The following is a 25057-nucleotide window of genomic DNA, read 5'->3' on the forward strand; positions in this document are numbered from 1 at the left end:
CCGACAACGGGACGTTGCCCGTGTTCGTGACCGTGAACGAGTACGCGATCGTGTCGCCCGCATCGGTCAGGCCGTTGCCGTTGACGTCCACCGGGTCACCCGCGGTCTTGTCGATCGTCGAACTCGGCGCGGACGCCTCCGACGGGGTCGTTGTCGAATCCGGGTCGGACGGGACCGGGTCACCGCCGGGCTCCGTCCCCGTGGCGGTAGCGGTATTCGCGACCTCGCCCGCCGCCTCATCCTCGGCCGTGACCGTGTAGGTCGCCGCCGTGCAGCTCGCAACGGCCCCGGGCGCCAGGGTGGTGGCGTCACAGGTGACCGTCCCGACCTTCGGGTCGCTGACGGTGATGTCGGTCAGGGTCACGTTGCCGGTGTTGGTCACCGTGAACGTGTAGTCGATCGTGTCGCCCTCATCCGTGATGCCGTTCGCGTTCACGTCCACCGGAGCACCCGCGGTCTTCTCGAACGACAGCGCCGGCGCGGCCGGGACGGCCGGGGTGGTGGTGCTGTCGTCGTCGGTGGGTGCCGGGTCGCCCGCGGGGTCTGTCGCCGAGGCGGTCGCGGTGTTCGCGACCTCGCCGGCGGCCTCGTCATCCGTGGTGACGGTGTACGCCGGGGCGGTGCAGGTGGCGACCGCGCCCGGTGCCAGGGTCGTCACATCGCAGGTCACCGTGCCGACCTTCGGATCAGCGACCGCGACATCGGTCAGGGTCACGTTGCCGGTGTTGGTCACGGTGAAGGTGTAGTCGATCGTGTCCCCGGCGTTGGTGAGGCCGTCCCCGTTCACGTCGACCGGCGTGCCGGCCACCTTGTCCAGCTCGAGCGCCGGGGTCTGGTCGGTGGGGGTGGTCGTCGTGTCGGGCTCAGACGGAACAGGGTCCTCTCCGGGCGGGGTGCCCGTGGCCGTGGCGGAGTTGTCGACGGAGCCGTTGTCCACGTCGGCCTGCGTGATCACATACGGTGCCGCGGTGCAGTTCGCAACCGCACCGGGGGCGAGCGTGGTGACATCACACGTCACCGCGCCGACCTTCGGATCGTTCACCGTCACATCGGCCAGCGGCACGTTGCCGGTGTTGGTCACCGTGAACGTGTACGCGATCGTGTCGCCCACATCGGTGACCCCGTTGCCATTCACATCCACCGGGGAACCCGCGGTCTTCTCGATCGTCGAACTCGGAGCCGACGCCTGCGACGGCGTCGTCGTCGAATCCGGGTCGGACGGAACCGGGTCACCGTTCGGAGCCGTCCCCGACGCCGTCGCCGTGTTCGCCACCTCACCCGCAGCCTCATCCGCCGCCGTCACCGTGTACGGCGCCGACGCACACGAAGCGACCGCACCCGGCGCGAGCGTCGTCACATCACACGTCACCGCACCCACCTTGGCGTCCGTGACCGCGACATCCGTCACCGTCACGTTGCCGGTGTTCGTCACCGTGAACGTGTACGCGATCGTGTCACCCTCATCCGTGATGCCATTCGCATTCACATCCACCGGCGTCCCCGCCGTCTTCTCAAACGACAGCGCCGGCGCCGGCGTGACGACCGGAGTGGTCGTGCTGTCGGGGTCGGAGGCGACCGAGTCGCCGTCCGGGTCCGTGCCCGCGGCCGTCGCGGTGTTCGCGACCTCGCCCGCGGTCTCATCCGCAGCGGTGATCACGTACGGCGCCGCGGTGCAGTTCGCGACCGCACCGGGGGCCAGGGTGGTCACATCACACGTCACCGCGTCGACCTTCGGGTCGTCCACCGTGATCTCCGACACCGCCACATTGCCGGTGTTGGTCACCGTGAACGTGTACGCGATCGTGTCACCGGCGTTCGTGATGCCGTTGCCGTCGACGTCCACCGGGGCGCCCGCGACCTTGTCGATCGTGAGAGCCGCGGCCGAGGCGACGACCGGGGTCGTGGTGCTGTCGTCGGCGGTGGGGGCGGGGTCGCCGCCGGGGTCGGTGGCTGCGGCGGTCGCGGTGTTCGCCACCTCGCCCGCGGTCTCGTCCGCGGCGGTGATCGTGTACGGCGCTGCCGTGCAGGTGGCCACGGCCCCGGGAGCGAGAGTCGTGACGTCACACGTGACGGTGCCCACCTTCGGGTCGTCGACGGCTACGTCGGTCAGTGTGACGGTGCCGGTGTTCGTGACGGTGAACGTGTACGCGATGGTGTCGCCCTCGTCGGTCAGGCCGTCCGCATTCACGTCGACCGGTGTGCCCGCGGTCTTGTCCAGCACGAGCGACGCGGTCTGGTCGGTCGGGGTGCTCGTGGTGTCGGGGTCGGAGGTGATCGCAGGTTCTCCGGGCGGGGTGCCCGTGGCCGTGGCGGAGTTGTCGACCGAGCCGTTGTCGACGTCGGCCTGCGTGATCGTGTACGTCGCGGCGGTGCAGCTCGCGACCGCACCGGGAGCGAGGGTGGTCGCATCACAGGTGACCGCGCCGACCTTCGGGTCGTCCACCGCGACATCGGCGAGCGGCACGTTGCCGGTGTTGGTCACGGTGAAGGTGTAGGCGATCGTGTCGCCGGCGTCGGTCACCCCGTTGCCGTTGACGTCGACCGGAGCACCCGCTGCCTTGTCGATCGTGAGACTCGGTGCCGAGGCAACGACCGGCGTCGTCGTCGTGTCGGTGTTCGACGGGACGGCGTCACCGCCCGGGTCCGTGCCTGCGGCCGAGGCGCTGTTCACGACCTCGCCCGCGGTCTCGTCCGCAGCGGTGATCGTGTACGGCGCCGCGGTGCAGGTCGCCACGGCTCCGGGCGTCAGCGTGGTGACGTCACACGTGACGGCGCCGACGAGGGCATCCGTGACCGCGATGCCCGCCACCGTGACGTTGCCGGTGTTGGTGACGGTGAAGGTGTACGCGATGGTGTCGCCCTCGTCCGTGATGCCGTTGGCGTTCACATCCACGGGGGTGCCTGCGGTCTTGTCGAACGACAGCGCCGGCGCCTGGTCGGTGGGGGTGGTCGTGGTGTCGGGGGTGGTCACGACCGGGCCGCCCGTCGGGTCCGTGCCGTTCGCGGTGGCGGAGTTGTCCACCGAGCCGTTGTCCATGTCGGCCTGGGTGATCACGTATGGGGCGGCCGTGCAGGTCGCGACTCCCGTCGGCCCGAGCGCCGTGACATCACAGGTCACCGTGCCGACCCTGGGGTCGTTCACGGCGATGTCCGACACGGTGACGTTGCCGGTGTTGGTCACCGTGAACGTGTACGCGATGGTGTCGCCGACGTCCGTCGAGCCGTTCCCGTTGACGTCCACGGGCGTTCCCGCGGTCTTGTCGATCTCGAGGGCCGGTGCGGGTGCGACCACCGGAGTGGTGGTGCTGTCGTCGTTCGACGGGACGGCGGTGCCGCCGGGATCGGTGCCGGTGGCACTCGCGGTGTTCGCGACCTCGCCCGCGTCCTGGTCCGCGGCAGTGATCGTGTAGGCGGGCGCGGTGCAGCTCGCGACCTCACCGGGAGCCAGGGTGGTCACGTCGCAGGTCACCGCGCCGATCTTCGGGTCGGTGACGGTGATGCCACTCATCGTGACGTTGCCCGTGTTGGCGACGCTGAACGTGTAGGCGATGGTGTCGCCCGCGTCGGTGATGCCGTTCGCATTCACATCCACCGGGGCGGCGGCCGTCTTGTCGAACAGCAGTGCCGGGGCCTGCTCGGTGGGTGTCGAGGTGGTCGACTCGTTCGAGGCGATGGGGTCGCCGCTGGGGTCGGTGCCCGCCGCGGTGGCGCTGTTGTCGACGGCGCCGGCATCGGTCTCCGCCTGGGTGATGACGTAGGGCGGCGCGGTACAGGTGGCCACGGCGTCGGGTGCCAGGGTCGTGGCGTCGCACGTGATCGCGCCGAGCTTCGGATCGGTGACGGCGATGTTCGCGATGGTGGTGTTACCGGTGTTCGTGACGGTGAAGGTGTAGGCGATGGTGTCGCCGGTGTCGGTGGTCCCGTTGCCGTTGACGTCGACCGGGGTGCCCGCGGACTTCACGAGATCGAGGGTGGACAGGGCCTGCACGGTGTCGGTCGTGCTGATCGGCGTCGGCTCCTGGGTGGAGCTGGCGCTGGCGGTGTTGGTGTACGAGTCGATCGTCTCCGGCGCGGGAGTGTCCACGGTCACCTGGTAGGTGACCACGAGCGATTCGCCCGGAGGGATCGTGAACGGATCCGTCGGTCCGACGAGCGACCCGGCGACGGGATCGCCGCCGACGAGGTCGGGGTTGGTCCCTCCCGCCGCGTTGTCGCGCACGGTGGTGCCCTGCGTGGCGACGGTGGACCCGGGCACATAGGTGACGCCCGCGGGGAGCACGTCGTCGACGGTGACGCCCGTCTGCGGGATCGTCCCGGCGTTGGTCAGCGTGATCGAGTAGGTCAGCGTCTGTCCGCCGTCGACGATCCCGTCGGCGTCGTCGTTCGTCTTCGCGATCTGCATCGCCGGGGGAAGCACCTCGATCGGTGCGGAGAACGAGTTCGCCGTCTCGCCCACGATGTTCGCGGAGAGAGCCCCGGGCTCGATCGTGTTGGTCTGGGCGCCGGGTGTGACGCCGATCACCGGCACGGTGATGGTGCAGCTTCCCGGCACGATCGCCCCGTTCGGCCCGGTGGCCGCGGGGATCGAAGCACCGCTCAGGCTGACGGTCGTCCCGCCGGGGGGCGCCGTGAGTGTTGCGGCGGTACATGTCGTCGTCGCCGTGCCCGTCGGTGCGATGCGGATGTTGGAGGGCAGGTTGTCGGTCAGCGCCGCCCCGGTGATGCCGGTGGTGGGGGCGAGGTTGGTGTTGTTGATCGTGATCGTCAGGGTGGTCGTCTCGCCCTGAGCGATCGGCGACTTGGCGAAGGACTTGGAACCCGAGAGCGGCGGCAGGCAGGAGAACGCGGGGGTGTGGCCGTCGGGAGCGTTCTGCAGGGCCGTCTGATTGGCGGTGTAGGTCCAGGTGGCCGGAGCCCCGGTGGTCACGAGCCGGTCCAGCGTGCCCGTGGGCGTGGAGTATCCGGCGATGTAGACCTCGTTGCTGATCGGCGAGGCCACGGGCACGCGCATGTTCGAGCCACCCGCGGTGAACGTCCGCAGCAGCGCCCCGGTCGACGCGTCGTACACGAACGTGTGTCCGGCCTCGCCACTGGCCACGAGGTAGTTGGTGTTGGGGACGAACGTGAGTCCGTGGATCTGCTCGGTGGTCGTGATGGTGCGCACGAGGGCCGACGGCGCGGTCCTGTTGCGGATCGGGATCGACAGGACGGTCTCGCTGGCGGCGGCGATGTACGTGGCGTTGACGGCGACCGTGTGCGCCGGAGCCGCTCCCGCGATGACGCGGGACGTCGTCGTCGAGGTGCTGCTCATGTCGATCACGGAGATCCCGCCGTTGGTGCCGTCGTCCTTGGCGACGAACAGCTCGTTTCCGTAGGCATCGACCCATCCCGGACGAGAACCGGCGGCGCCGACCGTGATCACGCGGGACACGGTGTTGGTCGCGGTGTCGATCACGCTGACGGTGTTGGACCCGATGTTCGAGATGAACACCTGCGAGCCGTCGGCGGAGCTCCACGCGCCGACCGACGCGGAGAACGACGGGTGGTTGATCGTCGTGACCGCGAGGGTCGCGGTGTCGATCACCTGTACGGACCCGTTGCCGTTCGCCACGTAGACCCGCGATCCGTCCGGGAGCGACGTCACACCGTAGGGGGTGCCGCCGACGGGGATGTTCCGGATGTTCGTGTCGGTGCCGGTGTAGATCATCGAGACGGAGCCGGAGCCCGTGTTGACGAAGTACCCGACGCCCTCCGTACTCGTACAGGAGAACTGGAACTGGGCTTCGGCCGGCTTGGGCGGCGCGACGACCGTCACGAGGAGGCTGGCGAGCAGCGCGAGCAGGGCGATGATCGCCCAGCGGCGTCTCGTCTCGTTCCGTCCTGCAGTCGGCGCGATGAAATTGTGGTGTTCTGAGGCGAACATCCGACCCTCCGGCAACCCCCGCCAGATGGAATCAGCAATCGCCGGAGCACGGGGCTCCAGCACTCAGCAGGCTAGCCCCGCCGGAAATGCGACGATGGGTGACTTTAGGAATTCACCGTGATGACTTTAGGTATTCGCTGATAGCCGAAGGTCACTGCCGAGCGGCGGAGACGAGGGCGTGCGGGGCCAGGTTCACCCGCTCCGCTCCGGTGTCCGTCACGATCACGATGTCCTCGATCCGGGCGCCCCACCGACCGGGGAAGTAGATGCCCGGCTCGATGCTGAACGCCATCCCCGGCCGCAGCACGAGGTCGTTGCCGGGAGCGATGTAGGGCTCCTCGTGCACCGAGACACCGATCCCGTGGCCCGTGCGGTGCAGGAACGCCTCGCCCAGTCCGGCCTCGGCGAGCACCGTGCGCGCGGCGGCATCGACCTCGGCGGCCGTCGCCCCGGGACGCACGGCATCGACCGCGGCCTGCTGCGCCCGCACGAGCACGGCGATGCGTTCGGCCTCCTCCGCGCCGGGGTCGCCGACGACGTAGGTGCGTGTGCTGTCGGAGTTGTAGCCGCTGGGCACCGCACCGCCGATGTCGACCACGACGATGTCGCCCTCCTCGATCACCCGGTCGGAGACCTCATGATGCGGGTCGGCCCCGTTCGGACCGGATCCGACGATCACGAACTCGACCGTGCGGTGGCCCTCCTCGACGATCGCGGCGGCGATGTCGCCCGCCACCTCGCGTTCCGTCCGTCCGGCGCGCAGCCACTCGGGCACGCGGCGGTGCACGGCATCGATGGCGGCACCCGCACGCCGGAGCTCCGCGATCTCCGCGTCGTCCTTGATCATCCGCCCCTCGCGCAGCACCGGGGTCGCGAGCTCCACCCGCACCCCCAGGCGTTCCGCGATCGGCACCACGTGGAGCGCGGGCAGCGCGTCGGAGACCCCGGCCCGCTGGACCTCGCCCGCCGCCGCGAGCACCAGGGCATACGGATCCTCCCCGTCCACCCAGTCGGCGATGGTCAGACCGAGTTCGCCGGCCGCGGTGCTGCGGATCTTCGCCAGCTCCATGCGCGGCACCACGATGGTCGCGCGCGCGTCGGGGGTGAGCACCAGCGCCGTGAGCCGTTCGATCGTGTCCCCCTCGACCCCGAGCAGGTACTGGAGGTCGGGCCCCGGTCCGACGACCACGGCGTCGAGTCCGGCGTCCGCGGCGAGCGCGGCTGCACGGGTGAGTCGGGAGGCGTAGACGGAGGCGGGGAACGGGGGAGTGCTCACGGTTCCACGGTAGTGCCGGGGTGCCGTCGCTGTCTCGGCTTCGGAGCGCTTCAGCTGATGGCCTGGCGCAGCCGGTCCGCGAGGAACTCCCGGTCCTTCGGCGTCAGGTCGATCACAGCGTACGCCGTGGGCCACACGGTGCCGTCGTCGAGGTTCGAGATCGGCTCGAACCCGAACGTCCCGTAGCGCACCTTGAACTTGCTCGCGGGCTGGAAGAAGCACAGCACCTTCCCGTCTCGACCCCACGCGGGCATGCCGTAGTACGTGCGCGGCACCAGGTCGGGGGCGACTTCGGAGACCAGGTCGTGCAGCTTCCGCGCCAGCGTCCTGTCGTGCTCGTCGAGCTTGTCGATGGCCTCCGTGATATCGGCTTCGCCGGCCGCCCTCAGCTCCTCGGGCGACTTCTTGGCACGCGACCGTCGGGTGCGGGCCTCCTTCGCGGCGGCCTGCATGGCCTCGCGCTCCTCGGCGGTGAAGTTCTTCTCGTTGTCGGCGGCCATGGTTTCCGTCCTCTCGGTGTGGCTGATCTCCACAGAATAGGAACCATCCGAGCGCCGTCGCTTCTCGATTCGTGATCGATGCGCGCCGGCCGACACGTGGTCGGAGCGTGGCGTGCCCTGCGGATAGGGTGTGAGCCATGGACCTGCGCGTCGCCGCATACGGGGTCGTCACCGATGAGGGTGGCCGGCTCCTCCTGGCGCGCTGGATCGAGGGGCGTCGCACGGCGTGGACCATGCCGGGCGGCGGGCTCGAGCCGGGCGAGGCCCCGGAGGACGCGGTCCGCCGGGAGTTGCGCGAGGAGACCGGGTACACCGTGCGGGTCGGCGCGCTGCTCGGTATCCATTCGCGGGTGATCCCGGCAGGGCGGCGGGTGCAGAAGGCGGCGGAACCACTCCACACACTGCGCATCGTCTACCGCGCCGAGGTCACCGGCGGACGGCTGCGCTTCGAGACCGAGGGCTCGACCGACAGGGCCGAGTGGTTTCCGCTCGCGGCCGTCGCGGGGCTGCAGCGGGTCAAGCTGGTCGACATCGCCATCCGGATGGCGGGACTCGCCTGAGCGCTGGCGGTCAGCGCTCCTCGGGAATGGAGATGTCGGCGACGGTGGCGCCGTAGGCGGCGATCAGGTCGTCGGCGTCCACGAACAGGCTGTAACCGTGCGCACCCGCTCCCATGGCGATCCGCTGCCCGACGATGGACTCGTCGGCGTACACGGGCCAATCGGTCGTGCTGCCGATCGGGACGATCGTGCCCCGCTCATACCCCGTGGCCGCGAGGGCGAGCTCGGGTTCGGGCAGTCGCAGCTTGTTGACGCCGACCACGGCACGCAGCTTGGGCCACGAGATCGACCGACCGCCGGGGACCAGGGCGAACAGATAGGTGTCGTCGGAGCGCTTCACCACGAGGGTCTTTACGATGCCGGACGGCGGGATGCCCAGGATCTCCGCGGCCTCATGCAGGCTGCGCGCCTGCGGCCGCTCGCGGATCTCGATGTCGAGTCCGCGGGCGGCCGCAGCATCCCGCACCCGCGCGTGCGGGTCGGGGGTGGTCACGCGTCGGGAGCCGACAGCGGGTCGTCGGCGACCCAGAGCTCGTCGTCGGCGCGGAGGGCCTGCCAGGCGGCGTAGAGCACTCCGACGGCCGCAGCCGCACCCAGCACGATCGCGATGACCGAGCCGAGGCCGGGGCCCTTCTTCGGAGCGACGGCCTTGCGGGCCTTGTATTCGATGCCCTGACGCTTCGCGTTGGCGACATCCCACGCGGTGAGCGCGGTGCCGACGACGCCGCCGACGATCGGCACGACCTTGTCGTCGACGACGTGCCTGCCGACCTTCACGCCGCGGTCGACCACGGGGGCGACACGACGGTTGTAGGTGTCCTGGACGGCGGGGACGAGCTGTTCCCGATTGAAGTTGCCGAGCTGACGGCCGGCCTCTCGGGCGACGTCGGCGGCGTGGCCGACGAGCACCTGCTGGTCCTCCCACAGCTGGTTGGCGTCCTTCTGAAGACGACGAAGCTGCTTCTTCCGCTTGCGGCTGAGGCTCACGATGCTCTCCTGTCCATTGGAGTACGGGTTCCCCATCTTGCCACGACACCCTGGATGGGGGGAGGGAATCGCCCGCCCCTTGCATCATCCGCCGAGGGGATGTACAGACCCGGGCCACTCATCGGAAGCTCTGCGAGAATGAGGGCATGGTTCACGCTTCCCACGTCGCAACTCTGCACACCAACCACGGTGACATCGTCATCAACCTCTTCGGCGACCACGCTCCCAAGACGGTCAAGAACTTCGTCGGCCTGGCCGACGGCACCCAGGAGTGGACGCACCCCGCCACCGGCAAGCCGGGTGAGGGTCCTCTCTACAAGGACGTCATCTTCCACCGCATCATCCCCAACTTCATGATCCAGGGCGGCGACCCGCTCGGTCAGGGTGTGGGCGGCCCCGGCTACAACTTCGATGACGAGATCAACGGGGAGCTCGACTTCAACGAGCCCTACATCCTCGCGATGGCCAACGCCGGCCTGCGCCGCAACGCCATCACCGGCAAGGTCGAGGGCACGAACGGCTCGCAGTTCTTCATCACGACCGACCCGACCCCGTGGCTGCAGGGCAAGCACACCATCTTCGGCGCCGTCGCCGACGACGCCTCGAAGAAGGTCGTCGACGCCATCGCCGCCGTGCCCACCGCGGCCGGTGACCGCCCGGTCGAGCCGGTCGTGCTGCAGTCGATCGACATCGTCGCCGCCTGACGGAAGCCGCGGCCGATCCGGATGTCGACGCCCGAGTTCACGAGTAATCGCGACAACTTCTGCTACCGGCATCCGGATCGGCAGAGCTTCGTGCTCTGCCAGCGGTGTCTGCGCACCATCTGCCCCGAGTGCCAGACCCAGGCCGCCGTCGGCGTGATCTGCCCGGAGTGCATGGCGGCCGAACGCAAGAACCGCACTCCCGCCCAGAAGAAGGCCGCCCGACGCTGGGGGAACCGCGGCGGTGCTCTGGCGATGACCCGCGACGGCAAGCCCGTCGTCACCTACGTGCTGCTGGCGATCACGTCGTTCATCGGCCTCGTGCAGCTCATCCCCGGGCTCAACCAGCCGATCACACAGGCGCTGGGCTTCTACGCACCGTTCCTCTACCCCAACCTGTTCGCGGTGCCGTTCGAGCCGTGGCGACTGCTGACGGTGCTGTTCGTGCACGGCGGCTTCGTGCACCTCGCGCTCAACATGCTGGCGCTGTGGATGCTCGGCCAGAGCCTCGAACCCATGCTGGGGCGGGCGCGCTACCTGGCGCTGTACCTGATCAGCGGACTCGGTGGATCGGTCATGGTCGCGATCCTCGCGCCGGGCTCATGGACGGTCGGAGCCTCCGGCGCCATCTTCGGTCTGCTCGCGTCGCTGCTGATCATCGGCCGCCACATCGGGGCGAACGTGACCGGGATCCTCGTCATCCTCGCGATCAACTTCGCCTTCGGGTTCTTCGCCGGCGGTATCTCCTGGCAGGCGCATCTGGGCGGGGCCATCGTGGGCGCGATCGTGGCCTTCATCTATACGCGCACGAAACGCCGTGAGCAGCGCGTGTGGCAGATCGTCTTCCTCTCGGCCCTGGTGGTTCTCCTGCTCGTGATCGTGGCGTTCGTTCCGCCGCTGCTCCTTTTGGCCTGATCCCGAGTTGTTAACAGAGTTGTTAACGCCTGTGAATAACATCGGTGTAATTCTCCCCATGCTGTGGAGAGAACTGTGGATAACTTCGCCGACGCCGTGAGCGACGGCACGGAGGGGCCGGCACTCTCCGAGTACCGGCCCCTCCGTGCTCCCGCGGCTCAGCGCCCGGGTCGGATCGTCACGTTCCCCGCCGCGAGGGAGACGTCGATCGTGTGTCGCGCGTTCGACCCCTGATCGACGGTGGCATCGAGCGAGCCGGCGCTCACGTCCTGGGTGAGGCTGTACTCCACGTCGGGCAGCGTGAGGTCGACCGATCCCGCGCTCGCATCGACCGATGTGCGCGCGGGCGCCGAGCCCGTGAGCTCCACCGTGAGATCGCCCGCCGAGATGCCCAGGTCGGCCTCGGCCACGGAGTCCAGCACGATGTCGGCGCGCCCGGCGTTCATCTGCACGTCGAGCGTCTCCGCCGCGCCCTCGACATCGAGCGACCCCGCGTTCACGTCGAGCTCGAGGTCACCGAAGTCACCCGTCACATCCAGGCTGCCCGCGTTGAGCGTGAGGTTCGCATCCAGACCGGCGTCGCGCAGGCTCTCGGGCAACGTCAGCACCGCGACCTCCTCGTCGCCGAACCAGTTGCCGAACCACCAGCCGAACACACCCCGCGGGCTCTTCACGACGAGTTCGTCGCCCTCCCGCTCGAACGTCCAGGCCTGCCCGCGGCCGTTCGTGACCGCCAGTTCGGCGTCGTCCACGTCACCGAACTCCACCCGCACACTGCTCGCGTCGGCATCGAGGTCGACGCCGTCGATCCCGTCCACGCCGACGGTCTGGACCGAGTCGGGTCGGCTCGATGACATCACGGAGCCCGCGGCTGCGGCCGCCGCCGTGCCTCCGGCGCCGAGCAGGGCGAGGCCGCCCACCACCGCGGTGATCACGAGGATCGCCGTGGCGCCCGAGGAACGTCCGGGCTCGGTACCGGAGCCGCCCGACACCATCGGTGCGGGCTCGGCCGGGGCGTGAGGTGCCGTCGCAGGGGGAGGGGTGAGCGGCGTGTGGCCGCCCTGGGGGCCCTGATCTTCGGTGGTCATCGTGCCATTCCTGTCTGTCCGGTCGGCGGCGTGGGGCCGCCCGTGTTCTCGATGTGTGCCAGGGCCGCCAGCACGCGACGGTTTCCCGACTCGTCCTGCTCGAACCCCAGCTTCTGGAAGATGGAGGTGATGTGCTTCTCGACACTCGCCTCGGAGACGAACAGCAGTCCGGCGATCGCTTGGTTCGACTTGCCCTCCGCGATCAGTGCCAGCACGGTGCGCTCACGTTCCGTGAGGCGCAGCATCCGGTCGTCGCGGTTGCGTCGCGTGAGCAGCTGCGCCACGACCTCCGGGTCGAGCACGGTCGCTCCGTCGGCGATCCGCTGCACGGACTCGATGAACTCCGCGACGTCGGCGACCCGGTCCTTCAGCAGGTAACCCAGGGGCCCTCCCTGCGCCGCGATCAGGTCAGACGCGTAGCGCTCCTCCACGTACTGCGACAGCACGAGGATCGGAAGGGACGGATGCGTCGCCCGCAGCGCCAGCGCCGCACGGATCCCCTCGTCGGTGAACGTCGGAGGAAGCCGCACGTCCAGGATGCAGAGCTCCGGGTCGGCGGATGCCACGGCCTCCGCCACACCGTCGGTGTCGGTGAGCGCGGCCACCACCTGATGACCCGCGTCTTCCAGCAGACGCACGAGCCCCTCCCGCAGCAGGACCGAGTCCTCGCAGATCAGGATGCGCATGGCACGTTCACCTCCAGGCTGGTCGGACCACCGAGCGGGCTGTCCAGGCGGAACGTTCCGCCGGCGGCGAGGATCCGGTTCGCGATGCCGTCGAGGCCGCCGCCGGGGAGCACCTGCGCGCCGCCCATGCCGTTGTCCTCCACGCGGGCCCACAGCACGTTGCCCTCGCGCAGTCGCACCGTGACCCGGGCCTCGCTCGCGCGAGAGTGCTTGGCGGCGTTGGTGAGGGATTCCGCGATCGAGAAGTACACCGCGGCCTCGGCCTCACGACTGCACCGCCCGTCCATCCGCACGTCGAGGTGCACGGGGATGTGCGAACGGCCGGCGAGTGCGGACAGCGCCGCGTCCAGCCCGCGGTCGTCGAGGACCGAGGCGTGGATGCCCCGCGCGAGCTGCCGCAGCTCGGTGATCGCCGCCTTCGTCGAGGTGTGCGCCTCCGAGATGAGGTCCTTGGCCGCGTCGGGATCGGTGTCGATCTTCTGCTGGGCCAGGCCCAGGGTCATGCCGACCGAGACGAGACGCGGCTGCACGCCGTCGTGGAGATCCCGCTCGATGCGGGTGCGCTCCACGTCGGCCGCACGCACGGCTCCCTCCCGCTGCGCCGTCGAGGCACGCACCCGCTCCGTGAGCTCGGTCTCCCGACTGCGGGCGACGATCGCCAGGGACAGGGTGCGGTGCAGGAATGCGAGTCCGATGATGCCGGCCGCCGATGCGGCGACGCCCAAGATCCCGATGAGCGGAGCCCAGGCGACGGGGATCCCGGCACCGCCGAAGGGTCCCATGATGCTGTCGGCAGAGGTCAGGGGGGCGAAGGAGATGATGATCGACCACACGAGGCTCCAGGCCAGGCGGAGCACGACCCAGCCCAGCACTGCCGAGATGGCGAAGTTCGCGACGGCACGCCACATGCGTCCGTCGATGGCCTGTCGCCCGAGGGCGCGGAGCCAGCCGGCGAAGCCGGGACGATCGCGCGGCTGCAGTCGCAGGGGCGCGAGCGGGGTGCGGTAGAGACCGGCGACGCGCGCGACCTCGAACCAGCCGAGGCCGTAGAGCGCGTAGACGAGACCGACGAGCAGGACGATACCGATGCCGGCGACGAACACGAGGCCGATCCCCGTCCCGAGCAGTGCGCCGAGGGTGGCGAAGATCCCGCCGCCGAGGACGCCGATGCCCGCCAGATGCAGGACCGTGAGGAAGAGGCGCAGCGGTGGCTTCGCCGGAGCGGCGGCCGGAGGCGCAGGCTGAGTGGTCATGTTTCCACGGTACGGGGGAGGGTGCCACGCGGGCACCGAGGCAGCCGGACACTCCGGTTCGGGTTTTCCCTACCCGGGACCGCCCTCGCCACTGTCCTCGTCTGCTTCACTGGTGGCATGACAGCCCACGAGGGAGAACCGCACGGCACCGGAGTGGGTCAGCGCCTCAACTGGCTTCGCGCCGGTGTCCTCGGAGCGAATGACGGGATCGTGTCGGTGGCATCGCTGGTCGTGGGCGTCGCCGGTGCCACCACGGATAACGCCGCGCTCCTCACCGCGGGCGTCGCCGGTCTGGTGGGTGGGGCGATCTCCATGGCTCTGGGCGAGTACGTCTCCGTGAGCAGCCAGCGCGACAGCGAGCGCGCGCTCATTGCCAAGGAGAAGGAAGAGCTGCGCACGATGCCGGAGGCGGAGCTCGCCGAGCTCACCTCCCTGTACCGCGACCGGGGGCTCACGGAGGTCACCGCGCGCCGTGTGGCCGAGGAGCTCACCGCGCACGACGCTCTGTCGGCACACCTCGAGGTGGAGCTCGGCATCGATCAGGACGACCTGGTCAACCCGTGGCACGCGGCGCTGTCCTCCGCGATCGCGTTCACGCTCGGCGCGCTGCTCCCCTTGCTGGCGATCCTGCTGCCCCCGCCCGACTGGCGAGTCCCGGTGACCTTCGTCGCGGTGTTGATCGCCCTGGCCGCGACGGGCACGATCTCGGCGAGGATCGGAGGATCCGCGCCGGGCCGAGCGGCACTGCGGCTCGTGATCGGCGGAGCGCTCGCGCTGCTCGCGACGTGGCTGATCGGCACGCTCCTCGGAACGACCGGCGTGGTCTGAGCCGCCGCGCCGTGCACACGACTAAGGGCGGGTGCTGCGGCACCCGCCCTTCGTCGTGACTCGCGTCAGTTCGACATGAAGCCGACGAGCAGGCCGCCCGTCACCTTCACGGCGAGGTTGTAGATGCCGGCGATCACGGCGCCGAGCACCGTGAAGACGATCAGGTTCAGGATCGCCACGACCGCGGCGAAGGCCATCACCTGCGGCAGGCCGACGACCTCGGACAGCACGAACGCGTTGTCCGTGATGCCCTGGAGGAACTCGTCTGCGGTCGACATGATGCCCGTCGCCTGGAGCACCAGGAAGATGAGGAAGAAGGAGACCATCGTGACGACGGCGAGAGCCACGGCTCCCAGGAAGGAGAGCTTCACCGCTGACCAGAAGTCGACGTACACCAGGCGGAGGCGAACCTGCTTGCCACTGGTCTTGCGGGTCGACTTCTTCGCCAGCTTGTCGGCCACTGTGCTCATGCGTCTGTATCCTCGGGTGTCTCTGTCGTCTGGGGGGCCTCGGTGTCGACATCCGCTTCGGCCTCGTCTTCTGCGAGACCGCGCTCACCGTTACGGGCGATGGCGAGGATGCGGTCGGCCTCCGTCGTGCGGGCGAACACCACTCCCATGGTGTCTCGACCCTTCGCGGGGACCTCGGCCACGGCAGAGCGTACCACCTTGCCGCTGGACAGAACCACCAAGACCTCGTCGTCCTCCGCGACGATCAGACCACCCGCGAGAGTGCCCCGATCGTCGTTCAGTTTCGCGACCTTGATGCCCGTTCCACCACGGCCCTGGACCCGGTATTCCTCGACCGCCGTGCGTTTCGCGTACCCGCCGTCGGTGACCACGAAGACGAACTTCCCGGCGGCCGCGACCGAGGCGGACAGCAGGCAGTCGCCGTCGATCTTGAACTTCATGCCGCGCACACCGGCGGTCGCGCGACCCATGGGGCGCAGCGCCTCGTCGGTCGCCTCGAACCGCACCGACATGCCTCGGCGGCTGATGAGGAGGATGTCGTCCTCGGCGTTGACGAGCAGCGCGCTGACGAGCTCGTCCTCCTCGTTGAGGCGGATCGCGATCACGCCGCCCTGACGGTTCGTGTCGTACGCGTCGAGTCGGGTCTTCTTCACCAGACCGTCGCGGGTCGCGAGGACGAGGTAGTCGGCGACCTCATAGTCGCGGATGTCGAGCACCTGGGCGATGCTCTCGTCGGGCTGCAGGGCGAGCAGGTTGGCGACGTGGGTGCCCTTCGCGTCGCGACCGGCCTCTGGCACCTCATACGTCTTGGCGCGGTAGACGCGGCCCTTGTCCGTGAAGAACAGCAGCCAGTGGTGCGTGGTGGTGACGAAGAAGTGCTCCACGATGTCGTCGGCGCGGAGCTGGGCGCCCTTGACGCCCTTGCCACCGCGGTGCTGCGAGCGGTAGTTGTCGCTGCGCGTGCGCTTGATGTAGCCCTCGCGCGTGACGGTGACGACCATCTCCTCTTCGGCGATGAGGTCTTCCATCGAGACGTCGCCGTCGAACCCGTGCAGGATGTGCGTGCGACGCTCGTCGCCGAAGCGGTCGACGATCGCGGTGAGCTCCTCGCGGATGATCGTGCGCTGCCGGCCCTCGTCGGCGAGGATCGCCTTGTACTCGGTGATCTGCGCCTCGAGCTCGGTGGCCTGGTCGATGATCTTCTGGCGCTCGAGGGCCGCGAGGCGACGCAGCTGCATCTGCAGGATCGCATCGGCCTGGATCTCGTCGATGTCGAGGAGCTTCTGCAGGCCCTCGTTCGCGTCGGCCGTGGTCTGCGATCGGCGGATGAGCGCGATCACCTCGTCGAGGGCATCGAGCGCCTTCAGGTAGCCGCGCAGGATGTGCATGCGCTTCTCGGCCTCGTTGAGGCGGAACTGGGTGCGCCGCACGATCACGTCGATCTGGTGCGCGATCCAGTTGGTGACGAAGCCGTCGATCGCGAGCGTGCGCGGAACACCGTCGACGATCGCGAGCATGTTCGCGCCGAAGTTCTCCTGCAGCTGCGTGTGCTTGTACAGGTTGTTGAGCACGACCTTCGCGACCGCGTCACGCTTGAGCACCACGACGAGGCGCTGACCGGTGCGGTCGGAGGACTCGTCACGGATGTCCGCGATGCCGGTGATCTTCCCGTCGCGCGCGAGGTCGCCGATCTTCACCGCGACGTTGTCGGGGTTCACCTGATACGGCAGCTCGGTGATCACGAGGCACGTGCGGCCCTGGATCTCCTCGACGTTCACGACCGCGCGCATCGTGATCGAGCCGCGTCCCGTGCGATAGGCCTCGTGGATGCCCTTCGTGCCGAGGATCTGCGCGCCGGTGGGGAAGTCCGGCCCGGGGATCCGCTGGATCAGACCGTCGAGCAGCTCCTCGCGGGAGATGTCCGGGTTGTCGAGGGCCCACAGCGCCGCGTCCGACACCTCGCGCAGGTTGTGCGGCGGGATGTTCGTGGCCATGCCGACCGCGATGCCGACCGAACCGTTGACGAGCAGGTTCGGGAACCGGGCCGGCAGGACCGTCGGCTCCTGCGTCTGTCCGTCGTAGTTGTCGGTGAAGTCGACGGTCTCCTCTTCGATGTCGCGCACCATCTCGAGCGCGAGCGGAGCCATCTTCGTCTCGGTGTATCGGGGGGCCGCCGCGCCCATGTTGCCGGGGGAGCCGAAGTTCCCCTGGCCGAGCGCGAGCGGGTACCGCAGCGACCACGGCTGCACCAGGCGCACCAGAGCGTCGTAGATCGCGGAGTCACCGTGCGGGTGGTACTGCCCCATGACCTCGCCGACCACGCGGGCACACTTCGAGAACGACTTGTCCGGGCGGAATCCGCCGTCGTACATGCCGTAGATCACGCGGCGGTGCACGGGCTTGAGGCCGTCGCGCACGTCGGGGAGCGCGCGCCCGACGATCACGGCCATGGCGTAGTCGAGGTAGCTGCGCTGCATCTCCGACTGCAGGTCGACCTGGTCGATCTTGCCGTGGTCGTGGCCCTCGTTGATGTCGGGACGTTCTTCGTCAGTCATGTGTTCTCTTCAATTTCCGGTCGTTGAGCGAGCGAGGAGGCGAGCTCGCGCTCAGATGTCGAGGAAGCGGACGTCCTTGGCGTTGCGCTGGATGAAGCTGCGTCGCGACTCGACGTCCTCACCCATCAGCACGCTGAAGATCTCGTCGGCGGCCGCGGCGTCTTCGATGGTCACCTGACGCAGGGTGCGCGTGGTGTGGTCCATCGTGGTCTCCCACAGCTCCTTGGCGTTCATCTCGCCGAGACCCTTGTACCGCTGGATGCCGGCGTCCTTCGGGATGCGCTTGCCGTTGTCGAGCCCGTACTTCAGGAGGGCGTCGCGCTCGGCGTCGCTGAACACGTACTCGTGCGGGGCGTTCGACCACTTGAGGCGGTAGAGCGGCGGCATCGCGAGGTACACGAAGCCCGCCTCGATGAGCCCGCGCATGTAGCGGAACAGCAGCGTGAGCAGCAGCGTGGTGATGTGCTGACCGTCGACGTCGGCGTCGGCCATGAGCACGATCTTGTGGTACCGCGCCTTCTCGATGTCGAACTCCTCGCCGATGCCCGTGCCGAAGGCCTGGATCATCGCCTGGACTTCCTTGTTGCCGAGCGCCTTGTCGAGGCGCGCACGCTCGACGTTGAGGATCTTGCCGCGCAGCGCGAGGATCGCCTGCGTGTGCGGATCGCGGCCCTGCACGGCCGAGCCGCCGGCCGAGTCACCCTCCACGAGGAAGATCTCGCTGATCGACGGGTCCTTGCTCGTGCAGTCCTTGAGCTTGTCGGGCATGGCCGCAGACTCGAACACGCTCTTGCGGCGCGCGGTCTCGCGGGCCTTGCGGGCGGCGAGTCGGGCGGTCGCGGCGTCGATCGCCTTGCGGATCACGTTCTTCGCCTGGTTCGGGTTGCGCTCGAACCAGTCGCCGAGCTGGTCGCCGACGACCTTCTGCACGAATGCCTTCGCCTCCGTGTTACCGAGCTTGGTCTTGGTCTGGCCCTCGAACTGCGGCTCCCCGAGCTTGATGGAGATCACGGCCGTGAGGCCCTCGCGCACGTCGTCGCCGGAGAGGTTGTCGTCCTTCTCCTTGAGCAGGTTGTTGGCGCGGGCGTAGCGGTTGACCAGCGTGGTCAGTGCCGCGCGGAACCCCTCCTCGTGCGTGCCGCCCTCGTGGGTGTTGATCGTGTTCGCGTAGGTGAAGACGTTCTCGGTGTACGACGTGGTCCACTGCATCGCAACCTCGAGCGAGATCTTGCGCGTGGTGTCCTCCGACTCGAACGCGATGATCTCGTCGTTCACGACCTCGGCCTTGCGCACCTTGTTGAGGTACTCGACATAGTCGACGAGACCGCGCTCGTAGAAGAACACGTCGGACGGCTGCTTGGTGACGGCCTGCCCGTCCTCCTCCGTCTCGTACGCGGAGTCCGGGCGCTCGTCGGACAGCTCGATCCGCAGTCCCTTGTTGAGGAACGCCATCTGCTGGAAGCGCGTACGGAGCGTGTCGTAGTCGAACTCGACCGTCTCCTGGAAGATCTCCGCGTCCGGCCAGAAGGTGATGCTGGTGCCGGTCTCGTCGGTCGCGGCACCCTTCTCCAGCTTCTGCTGGGGGACACCGCCGTTCGCGAAGCTGTGGTTCCAGACGAAGCCCTTCTGCTTCACCTCGACGTCGAAGCGCGTGGAGAGCGCGTTCACCACCGACGAGCCGACGCCGTGCAGACCGCCGGAGACCGCGTACGCGCCGCCGCCGAACTTGCCACCGGCGTGGAGGATCGTGAGCACGACCTCGACCGTCGACTTCGACGGGTCGGACGAGTGCGGGTCCACGGGGATGCCGCGGCCGTTGTCGACGACGCGGACGCCCCCGTCGGCCAGCAGGGTCACCAGGATCGTGTCCGCGTAGCCGGCGAGGGCCTCGTCGACCGAGTTGTCGACGATCTCGTAGACCAGGTGGTGCAGACCCCGCGGTCCCGTCGATCCGATGTACATGCCGGGGCGCTTGCGGACGGCCTCGAGGCCTTCGAGGATCTGGATCGAGTCGGCGCCGTACTCTCCCGGCTGCTGCTTCGGGCGGTTGGCGGACGACTCGGTGGTTCCCTCGGGTGCGGGGGTTCCCCCGGTGTTCGATTCCGTCTCGTCAGCAGGGGATTCAGGCGTCATCAGAGGGCATTCTCCAGATCGATAGCTCGAACTCCCATTCTAGCCGGGTTTCGAGTCGATATGCCGCTCAACGGCCGCGTGTGGCCCTCTGAGCGTGTCAGACCCCTTGCATGGTGCCCTACCCGTAGGTATCGCGCGGGCCCCGTCCTGGAACGACTCTGGGACCCCATTTCCAGGAGGGGACGTCCGGTCCGATGAAGCGGAGGTTCTCGACGCCCGCTTCCGGATACCGTCTCCCGATCTCCGTCAGAATCGTCGCGCGCATGAACTGCAGGTTCTTCGCCCAGGCAGTCGAGTCGCACTTCACCGTCAGCAGTCCACGCTCCAGCGACACCGGCTCGGAGTGCTTCGCGGTGTCGGCGCCGGCCAGGTCGGCCCATTGCCGGACGAGGTCCTCCCTGGCGAGCGTGGTCTCCCACCCTGCGTCGCGGCTGAGCCGGTCGAGCACATCGCCGAGCGTTCCGGGGTCGCGGCCCGGTGTGAAGGGGGCGTTGTCGTCGTCGACCGTGATCCGACGCTTGCGCTTCCAGTTCTTCGCACTCGGCGTCAGACCGCGCAGACGCAAGTAGGTGGCGACGGTCTCGGGAGCTTCGATGACGGCGTCGGCGGCCACGTCACTCATCCGGTGCCTCCCGCTCGTCGGTGATGGTGCCCGCCGTGATCCGCACCACGTGTGCGTGCAGCACCTCGGGGATATCCTCCTCCACCGCCGCGGTGACGACCACCTGTTCGTAGCCCGCGGTGAGGGACGCGAGGCGCTGGCGTCGATCCGCGTCGAGCTCGGCGAACACGTCGTCGAGGATCAGGACCGGATCACCCGCGGGTGACTCGCTGCGCAGCAGTTCGGCCGAGGCGAGCCTCAGCGCGAGGGCCACCGACCAGGACTCCCCGTGCGAGGCGTACCCCTTGACCGGGAGGTCCCGCACGCGCAGCACAAGGTCGTCGCGGTGCGGACCCGACAGCGTGAGCCCGCGGTCGAGCTCCTGGGTTCGCTTCGCTGTCAGGGACGCGCGGAACAGCTCGGCCGTGCGAGCGACGTCGATGCGCTGCTCGGCCGCGGCCGACGACACCTCCTGCTCCTCGGCGTCGGCATCGTCCTCCGGATCGGCACCGGCCACGGACAGCGCCCACTCCAACCGGGGCCGGTGGTCGGCGCCGGCGATCGCAGCGTAGGCCTCGGCCACGGGCTGCTGCAGATCCGCGGCGAGACGCTGGCGCGCGGTGATGATCTCGGCGCCGAGCGCGACCAGCTTGTCATCCCACACGTCGAGCGTGCTCAAGCCCTCGCCGCGGACGCCCCGCGCCCTGGCCGACTTCAACAGGGCGTTGCGCTGCTTGAGCACGCGGTCGTAGTCGCCTAGCACCGCAGCCATCCGGGGGGTGCGCTGGATCAGCAGCTGATCGACGAACCGTCGTCTGGCTGACGGATCACCACGGACGATCTGCAGGTCTTCCGGCGCGAAGAGGACGACGTGGGCGTAGCGTGGCAGCTCGTTCGCCTTCGATGGCGAGCCGTTGATGCGGGCTTTGTTGGATCCCTGCCGGTTCACCTGCACCTCGACCAGCACACGCCGTTCGCCATGGGAGAGCCGCGCGCGGATGACCGCGAAGTCCTGTCCGTCTCGCACCAGCGGCGCATCCGACGACACCCGGTGCGAGCCGAGCGTGGCCAGGAAGACGACGGCCTCCGCGAGGTTCGTCTTGCCCTGTCCGTTCCGTCCGACGAGGACGTTGGGGCCGCGATGAAGAGCCAGATCAGCGGTCGCGTAATTGCGGAAATCGACCAGGTTCAGGTGCTCCACAATCACGGAGCCAGCCTACCTTTCGGGTCGGACATCCTCCCCGCCGCCGGGGCGACGCGACGCGCTCAGCGCAGGAGCAGGTTCGGCTGCAGCAGGTACTTGAACGAGTCCAGGCCCGCCTGATCCACCGACGTCTGGCTGGTGATCAGGACCGGGCTCAGCTTGTTGGCGTTGTCGCTCGACGTGAAGGTGACCCGCACGAACTCGCTCTTCACCGCGCCGAGCGCCTCGATCAGGTACTGCGGGTTGAGGCCGAGCGTGACCTCGTCACCGCCGGACAGGATGGCGTCGACCGATTCGGACGCGCGTGCGTGCTCGCTGCCGGACGCATCCATCGTGACGCCGTCGGCCGAGAAGGTGAAGCGCAGCGGGGCGGCGCGGTCGAGCACCAGGGACACGCGGCGGACGGCCTCGATCAGGTCGGCGGTGTTCACGACCGCGTAGTGATCCGTCTGCTCGGGGAACAGACGACGCACCGGCGGGAAGTTGCCCTTGATGAGCAGCGAGGTGACGGTCTTGTTGCCCGCGGTGAACGCGATGATCTCACGGTCGCCCGCGCCGGAGAACGCGATCTGGATCGTGCCGGCGTGCCCGAACGTCTTCCCGACCTCGAGCAGGGTGCGGGCCGGGACCAGCGCGGTGGCCTCGACGGCTTCTCCGTCCCAGGGCACATCGCGCAGCGAGACCCGGTAGCGGTCGGTGGCCACGAGGCTGAGCGTCTGCCCGGTCACCTCGAGCTGCACGCCGGTGAGGACCGGCGTGACGTCGTCACGCGAGGCCGCGAAGCCGACCTGGGCGATCGCGGTGCCGAAGTCATCGGCGGGGACGACACCGGAGGAGCCGGAGACCTCGGGGATCGAGGGGTATTCCTCGACCGGCATGGCCGCGAGCGTGAATCGCGCAGAGCCGCAGGTGACCGCGATGCCCCCGTCGTCCTCGACGGCGATCTCGATCGGTGCGTTCGGCAGACGGCTCGCGATGTCGGACAGAAGTCGGCCGTGCACCAGGATCGTCCCCGGGGTCTCGACCGTGGCCTCGATGGTCGTCCTGGCGGATGCCTCGTAGTCGAAGGCCGAAAGGGTGAGCCCTGAACCGTCTGCCTCGATCAGCACACCGGCCAGGATCGGCTGCGGGTTGCGCTGGGGGAGGAGCTTGACGACGAAGGACACAGCCTCGCTGAAGACATCGCGGTTGACCTGAAACCTCACGGGTGCTCCCTTGTCGTCGTCATGACGGGTCGTCGTCGGGTCCTGCCAGTGCAGGGCTTCCCATGCTAGCCCTACAGTCCCGCGGATCCCTACGCCGGAGCACCGGCGACGCACCTGTCGGGTTGTCCCCACCGTCTGGTGATCGGATCGCCCCTTGAATGACTTAACTCCTTAACGGTGTTAACCGCTGTGGATACTGTGGATAAGTCGGTGGAAAGCAGACGCGAGTAGGGAACTACACGACTGTCACTTGTGGAGACGCTGAGGAATCCGCGGGTTATCGAGGATGTGGAGACTCGAGGGCTCGTGACGGTTATCCACAGGTTTCCCCACTCGGCCCACATCCTGAGCGCCGCGATCCCGAATCATCCACAAGTTATCCACATGTGCATAGACGCATTTATCGGAGACGTCCGGCCGTTGTCAAGAACGACGAAGGGCGCCGTCCTCGACGGACGACGCCCTTCCTCCGGTTCCGTCAGCGACGGCCGAGTTGCGTGGTGATCTCCGTGACCTGGTTGTAGATCGAGCGGCGCTCCTTCATGAGCTCGCTGATCTTCTTGTACGCATACATGACCGTGGTGTGATCGCGGTTGCCGAACAGCTGCCCGATCTTCGGCAGAGAGAGGCTCGTGCGCTCACGGCACAGATACATGGCGATCTGTCGGGCGGTCGCGATCTGCTGCGACCGGCTGGAGCCATAGAGGTCGTCGACCGTGAGCTTGAAGTACTGGGCGGTCGCCGTGATGATGTCGGTCGGCGAGATGATGTTGTCTTCCGCCGTGTCGATGATGTCGCGAAGCACGGTCTGCGCCAGCGAGATGTCGAGCGCGGAACGGTTGAGGCTGGCGAACGCCGAGACACGGATCAGCGCACCCTCGAGCTCACGGATGTTGGACGACACCACGGTGGCGATGTACTCCAGCACCTCGTCGGGGATGTGGAGCGCCTCGCTCTGCGCCTTCTTGCGCAGGATCGCGATACGGGTCTCGAGGTCGGGCGCCTGGACGTCGGTGATCAGTCCCCACTCGAAGCGGCTGCGCATGCGATCTTCGAAACCAGTCAGGTGCTTCGGTGCCACGTCGCTCGTGATCACGACCTGCTTGTTGTGGTCGTGCAGCGTGTTGAACGTGTGGAAGAACGCCTCCTGCGTCTCGGCACGGCCCTGGAGGAACTGGATGTCGTCGATCAGGAGGATGTCGACATCGCGGTACCGGGCCTGGAAGGCGGCACCCCGGTTGTTCGCGATCGAGTTGATGAAATCGTTCGTGAACTCCTCGCTGGACACGTAGCGCACCTTCACGCCGGCGTAGAGGGACTGGGCATAGTCGCCGATCGCGTGAAGGAGGTGGGTCTTGCCGAGTCCGGAGTCGCCGTAGATGAACAGAGGGTTGTATGCCTTGGCCGGTGCTTCGGCGACGGCGACCGCGGCGGCGTGGGCGAAGCGGTTGGACTGGCCGATGACGAAGTTGTCGAAGGTGTACTTCGGGTTCAGCCGTGACTCGTGGCGCAGCTGCGTCGGCTGCTCCATCGGCGACTCGCGCGGCTGCTCCTGGCGACCGAAGTCGGCGACGGCGATCGGCGCGGTCGGCTGATCGGCCAGTTCGTGGTTCACCACGACCCGGTACGACGTGACCTCGTCGCCGATGTGGGCGAGGGCTTCCATGATCGGCAGCCGGAGACGCTTGTTGATCTGCGCGGCGGTCAGATCGTTCGGCACCTCGAGATACAGCGTCGCGGCCATCACTCCCGCCGGGACGGCGAGGCTCAGGAACCCCTGCAGCTGAGGAGTGACGCGATCGTCGGCTTCCAGCAGCTCCTGCACCGTGGTCCAGATCGGGACGTCGGGCTGGGCTGGTGAGGACATGGTGCTCCGGACGACGGTTCGGGTCGCGGTCGACGTGCCGTGCCCCTGTGGATAACTTCGGATGCCACGGTAGTCACACCGGCCACGAACGGCAACCTGCCCTTGAAAACACGGGGGCGTGTTGTGCGCATCGGGCGCGTCCGGGTTGTGGATAATGGCTGTGCGGTTCGCGAGAGGACTCGAGCGTCGCAGGGCGCTAATTTGCCCTGTGCGCCGCCAAGACGTACCCTTAGTCGGTTGACTTATGCCTTTTTGGGCAGTTCCCCATGTCTCCGGTCGAAGTGAATCCGGTGGCAGCATTCCCG

General features: G+C 68.3%; 19 protein-coding genes. 4 read left to right on the plus strand and 15 right to left on the minus strand.

The genetic code is table 11. From position 1 onward, the window contains the following. The 3 genes from DW297_RS14700 to DW297_RS14710 all read right to left on the minus strand — a co-directional run. Positions 1 to 5923 (minus strand): DUF7507 domain-containing protein (locus tag DW297_RS14700; protein ID WP_136033710.1); only part of this gene is annotated, 5923 nt, incomplete at its 3' end. Positions 5924 to 6074: 151 nt separating this feature from the next. Beyond that, on the minus strand, positions 6075 to 7199 hold the full coding sequence (locus DW297_RS14705; RefSeq protein ID WP_136033712.1) for a M24 family metallopeptidase: 1125 nt from the start codon (positions 7197 to 7199) through the stop codon (positions 6075 to 6077). 50 nt (positions 7200 to 7249) lie between these two features. Beyond that, entirely contained in the window at positions 7250 to 7699 is a 450-nt protein-coding gene (locus tag DW297_RS14710) for an iron chaperone (protein WP_136033714.1), read from the minus strand. Between the two features lie 137 nt (positions 7700 to 7836). Here DW297_RS14710 and DW297_RS14715 point away from each other — a divergent pair, with 137 nt between their 5' ends. After that, positions 7837 to 8259 carry an NUDIX hydrolase gene (locus tag DW297_RS14715; RefSeq protein ID WP_136033717.1) on the plus strand — a complete coding sequence of 141 codons (423 nt, stop codon included), beginning with the start codon at positions 7837 to 7839 and terminating at the stop codon, positions 8257 to 8259. A gap of 10 nt (positions 8260 to 8269) precedes the next feature. Here DW297_RS14715 and DW297_RS14720 read toward each other — a convergent pair whose 3' ends face one another. Both DW297_RS14720 and DW297_RS14725 read right to left on the minus strand, forming a co-directional pair. Further along, positions 8270 to 8752, minus strand: a complete 483-nt coding sequence (locus DW297_RS14720; protein WP_206252146.1) for an aminoacyl-tRNA deacylase — start codon at positions 8750 to 8752, stop codon at positions 8270 to 8272. Further along, the gene (locus DW297_RS14725; RefSeq protein ID WP_136033719.1) at positions 8749 to 9246 is read right to left on the minus strand and encodes a DNA helicase; all 498 of its coding nucleotides are present in this window, start codon (positions 9244 to 9246) and stop codon (positions 8749 to 8751) included. The genes DW297_RS14720 and DW297_RS14725 overlap by 4 nt, the downstream gene beginning before the upstream one ends. Before the next feature lie 146 nt (positions 9247 to 9392). On the opposite strand from DW297_RS14725, the gene DW297_RS14730 reads away from it, so the two are divergent. Then, on the plus strand, positions 9393 to 9950 hold the full coding sequence (locus DW297_RS14730) for a peptidylprolyl isomerase (protein WP_136033721.1): 558 nt from the start codon (positions 9393 to 9395) through the stop codon (positions 9948 to 9950). 21 nt (positions 9951 to 9971) lie between these two features. Then, complete coding sequence (locus DW297_RS14735; RefSeq protein ID WP_136033723.1) at positions 9972 to 10862, plus strand: rhomboid family intramembrane serine protease; 891 nt, start codon at positions 9972 to 9974, stop codon at positions 10860 to 10862. A 158-nt stretch (positions 10863 to 11020) separates the two neighbouring features. Here DW297_RS14735 and DW297_RS14740 read toward each other — a convergent pair whose 3' ends face one another. The 3 genes from DW297_RS14740 to DW297_RS14750 are packed head-to-tail and all read right to left on the minus strand — an operon-like array spanning position 11021 to position 13889. After that, positions 11021 to 11950 carry a DUF4097 family beta strand repeat-containing protein gene (locus tag DW297_RS14740; protein ID WP_136033725.1) on the minus strand — a complete coding sequence of 310 codons (930 nt, stop codon included), beginning with the start codon at positions 11948 to 11950 and terminating at the stop codon, positions 11021 to 11023. After that, positions 11947 to 12636: a LuxR C-terminal-related transcriptional regulator gene (locus tag DW297_RS14745; protein WP_136033727.1), complete on the minus strand. Its 690-nt coding sequence runs from the start codon at positions 12634 to 12636 to the stop codon at positions 11947 to 11949. Before DW297_RS14745 ends, DW297_RS14740 begins: the two co-directional genes overlap by 4 nt. Further along, positions 12624 to 13889, minus strand: coding sequence for a sensor histidine kinase (locus DW297_RS14750; protein WP_136033729.1), 1266 nt, complete (start codon positions 13887 to 13889; stop codon positions 12624 to 12626). Before DW297_RS14750 ends, DW297_RS14745 begins: the two co-directional genes overlap by 13 nt. 117 nt (positions 13890 to 14006) lie before the next feature. Between DW297_RS14750 and DW297_RS14755 the strand changes: the two genes are divergently transcribed. Then, positions 14007 to 14717, plus strand: a complete 711-nt coding sequence (locus DW297_RS14755; RefSeq protein ID WP_136033731.1) for a VIT1/CCC1 transporter family protein — start codon at positions 14007 to 14009, stop codon at positions 14715 to 14717. Positions 14718 to 14782: 65 nt separating this feature from the next. On the opposite strand, the gene DW297_RS14760 is transcribed toward DW297_RS14755, so the two are convergent. The 7 genes from DW297_RS14760 to dnaA all read right to left on the minus strand — a co-directional run bounded on the left by DW297_RS14760 (position 14783) and on the right by dnaA (position 25052). Next, positions 14783 to 15187: a DUF3566 domain-containing protein gene (locus DW297_RS14760; RefSeq protein WP_136033734.1), complete on the minus strand. Its 405-nt coding sequence runs from the start codon at positions 15185 to 15187 to the stop codon at positions 14783 to 14785. Next, positions 15184 to 17742 carry a DNA gyrase subunit A gene (gene gyrA / locus DW297_RS14765; RefSeq protein ID WP_136033736.1) on the minus strand — a complete coding sequence of 853 codons (2559 nt, stop codon included), beginning with the start codon at positions 17740 to 17742 and terminating at the stop codon, positions 15184 to 15186. The genes DW297_RS14760 and gyrA overlap by 4 nt, the downstream gene beginning before the upstream one ends. A gap of 51 nt (positions 17743 to 17793) precedes the next feature. Beyond that, complete coding sequence (gene gyrB, locus DW297_RS14770) at positions 17794 to 19875, minus strand: DNA topoisomerase (ATP-hydrolyzing) subunit B (protein WP_136033738.1); 2082 nt, start codon at positions 19873 to 19875, stop codon at positions 17794 to 17796. Between the two features lie 118 nt (positions 19876 to 19993). Beyond that, positions 19994 to 20497, minus strand: a complete 504-nt coding sequence (locus DW297_RS14775) for a DUF721 domain-containing protein (protein ID WP_136033739.1) — start codon at positions 20495 to 20497, stop codon at positions 19994 to 19996. Further along, the gene (recF, locus tag DW297_RS14780; protein ID WP_136033741.1) at positions 20490 to 21683 is read right to left on the minus strand and encodes a DNA replication/repair protein RecF; all 1194 of its coding nucleotides are present in this window, start codon (positions 21681 to 21683) and stop codon (positions 20490 to 20492) included. Before recF ends, DW297_RS14775 begins: the two co-directional genes overlap by 8 nt. A gap of 59 nt (positions 21684 to 21742) precedes the next feature. Further along, positions 21743 to 22885 carry a DNA polymerase III subunit beta gene (gene dnaN / locus DW297_RS14785; RefSeq protein ID WP_136033743.1) on the minus strand — a complete coding sequence of 381 codons (1143 nt, stop codon included), beginning with the start codon at positions 22883 to 22885 and terminating at the stop codon, positions 21743 to 21745. Positions 22886 to 23363: 478 nt separating this feature from the next. Further along, the gene (gene dnaA, locus DW297_RS14790) at positions 23364 to 25052 is read right to left on the minus strand and encodes a chromosomal replication initiator protein DnaA (RefSeq protein WP_446724379.1); all 1689 of its coding nucleotides are present in this window, start codon (positions 25050 to 25052) and stop codon (positions 23364 to 23366) included. Positions 25053 to 25057: the final 5 nt, after the last annotated feature.

The organism is Microbacterium sp. PF5 (genome assembly GCF_004794315.1).
GTDB lineage: Bacteria > Actinomycetota > Actinomycetes > Actinomycetales > Microbacteriaceae > Microbacterium > Microbacterium sufflavum.

Coding starts and splice junctions, on each gene's coding strand:
- DW297_RS14710 (WP_136033714.1), bottom strand. CDS start 7,699: ATGGCCGCCGACAACGAGAAGAACTTCACCGCCGAGGAGCGCGAGGCC.
- DW297_RS14715 (WP_136033717.1), top strand. CDS start 7,837: ATGGACCTGCGCGTCGCCGCATACGGGGTCGTCACCGATGAGGGTGGC.
- DW297_RS14730 (WP_136033721.1), top strand. CDS start 9,393: ATGGTTCACGCTTCCCACGTCGCAACTCTGCACACCAACCACGGTGAC.
- DW297_RS14735 (WP_136033723.1), top strand. CDS start 9,972: ATGTCGACGCCCGAGTTCACGAGTAATCGCGACAACTTCTGCTACCGG.
- DW297_RS14740 (WP_136033725.1), bottom strand. CDS start 11,950: ATGACCACCGAAGATCAGGGCCCCCAGGGCGGCCACACGCCGCTCACC.
- DW297_RS14745 (WP_136033727.1), bottom strand. CDS start 12,636: ATGCGCATCCTGATCTGCGAGGACTCGGTCCTGCTGCGGGAGGGGCTC.
- DW297_RS14750 (WP_136033729.1), bottom strand. CDS start 13,889: ATGACCACTCAGCCTGCGCCTCCGGCCGCCGCTCCGGCGAAGCCACCG.
- DW297_RS14755 (WP_136033731.1), top strand. CDS start 14,007: ATGACAGCCCACGAGGGAGAACCGCACGGCACCGGAGTGGGTCAGCGC.
- DW297_RS14760 (WP_136033734.1), bottom strand. CDS start 15,187: ATGAGCACAGTGGCCGACAAGCTGGCGAAGAAGTCGACCCGCAAGACC.
- gyrA (WP_136033736.1), bottom strand. CDS start 17,742: ATGACTGACGAAGAACGTCCCGACATCAACGAGGGCCACGACCACGGC.
- gyrB (WP_136033738.1), bottom strand. CDS start 19,875: ATGACGCCTGAATCCCCTGCTGACGAGACGGAATCGAACACCGGGGGA.
- DW297_RS14775 (WP_136033739.1), bottom strand. CDS start 20,497: ATGAGTGACGTGGCCGCCGACGCCGTCATCGAAGCTCCCGAGACCGTC.
- dnaA (WP_446724379.1), bottom strand. CDS start 25,052: ATGCTGCCACCGGATTCACTTCGACCGGAGACATGGGGAACTGCCCAA.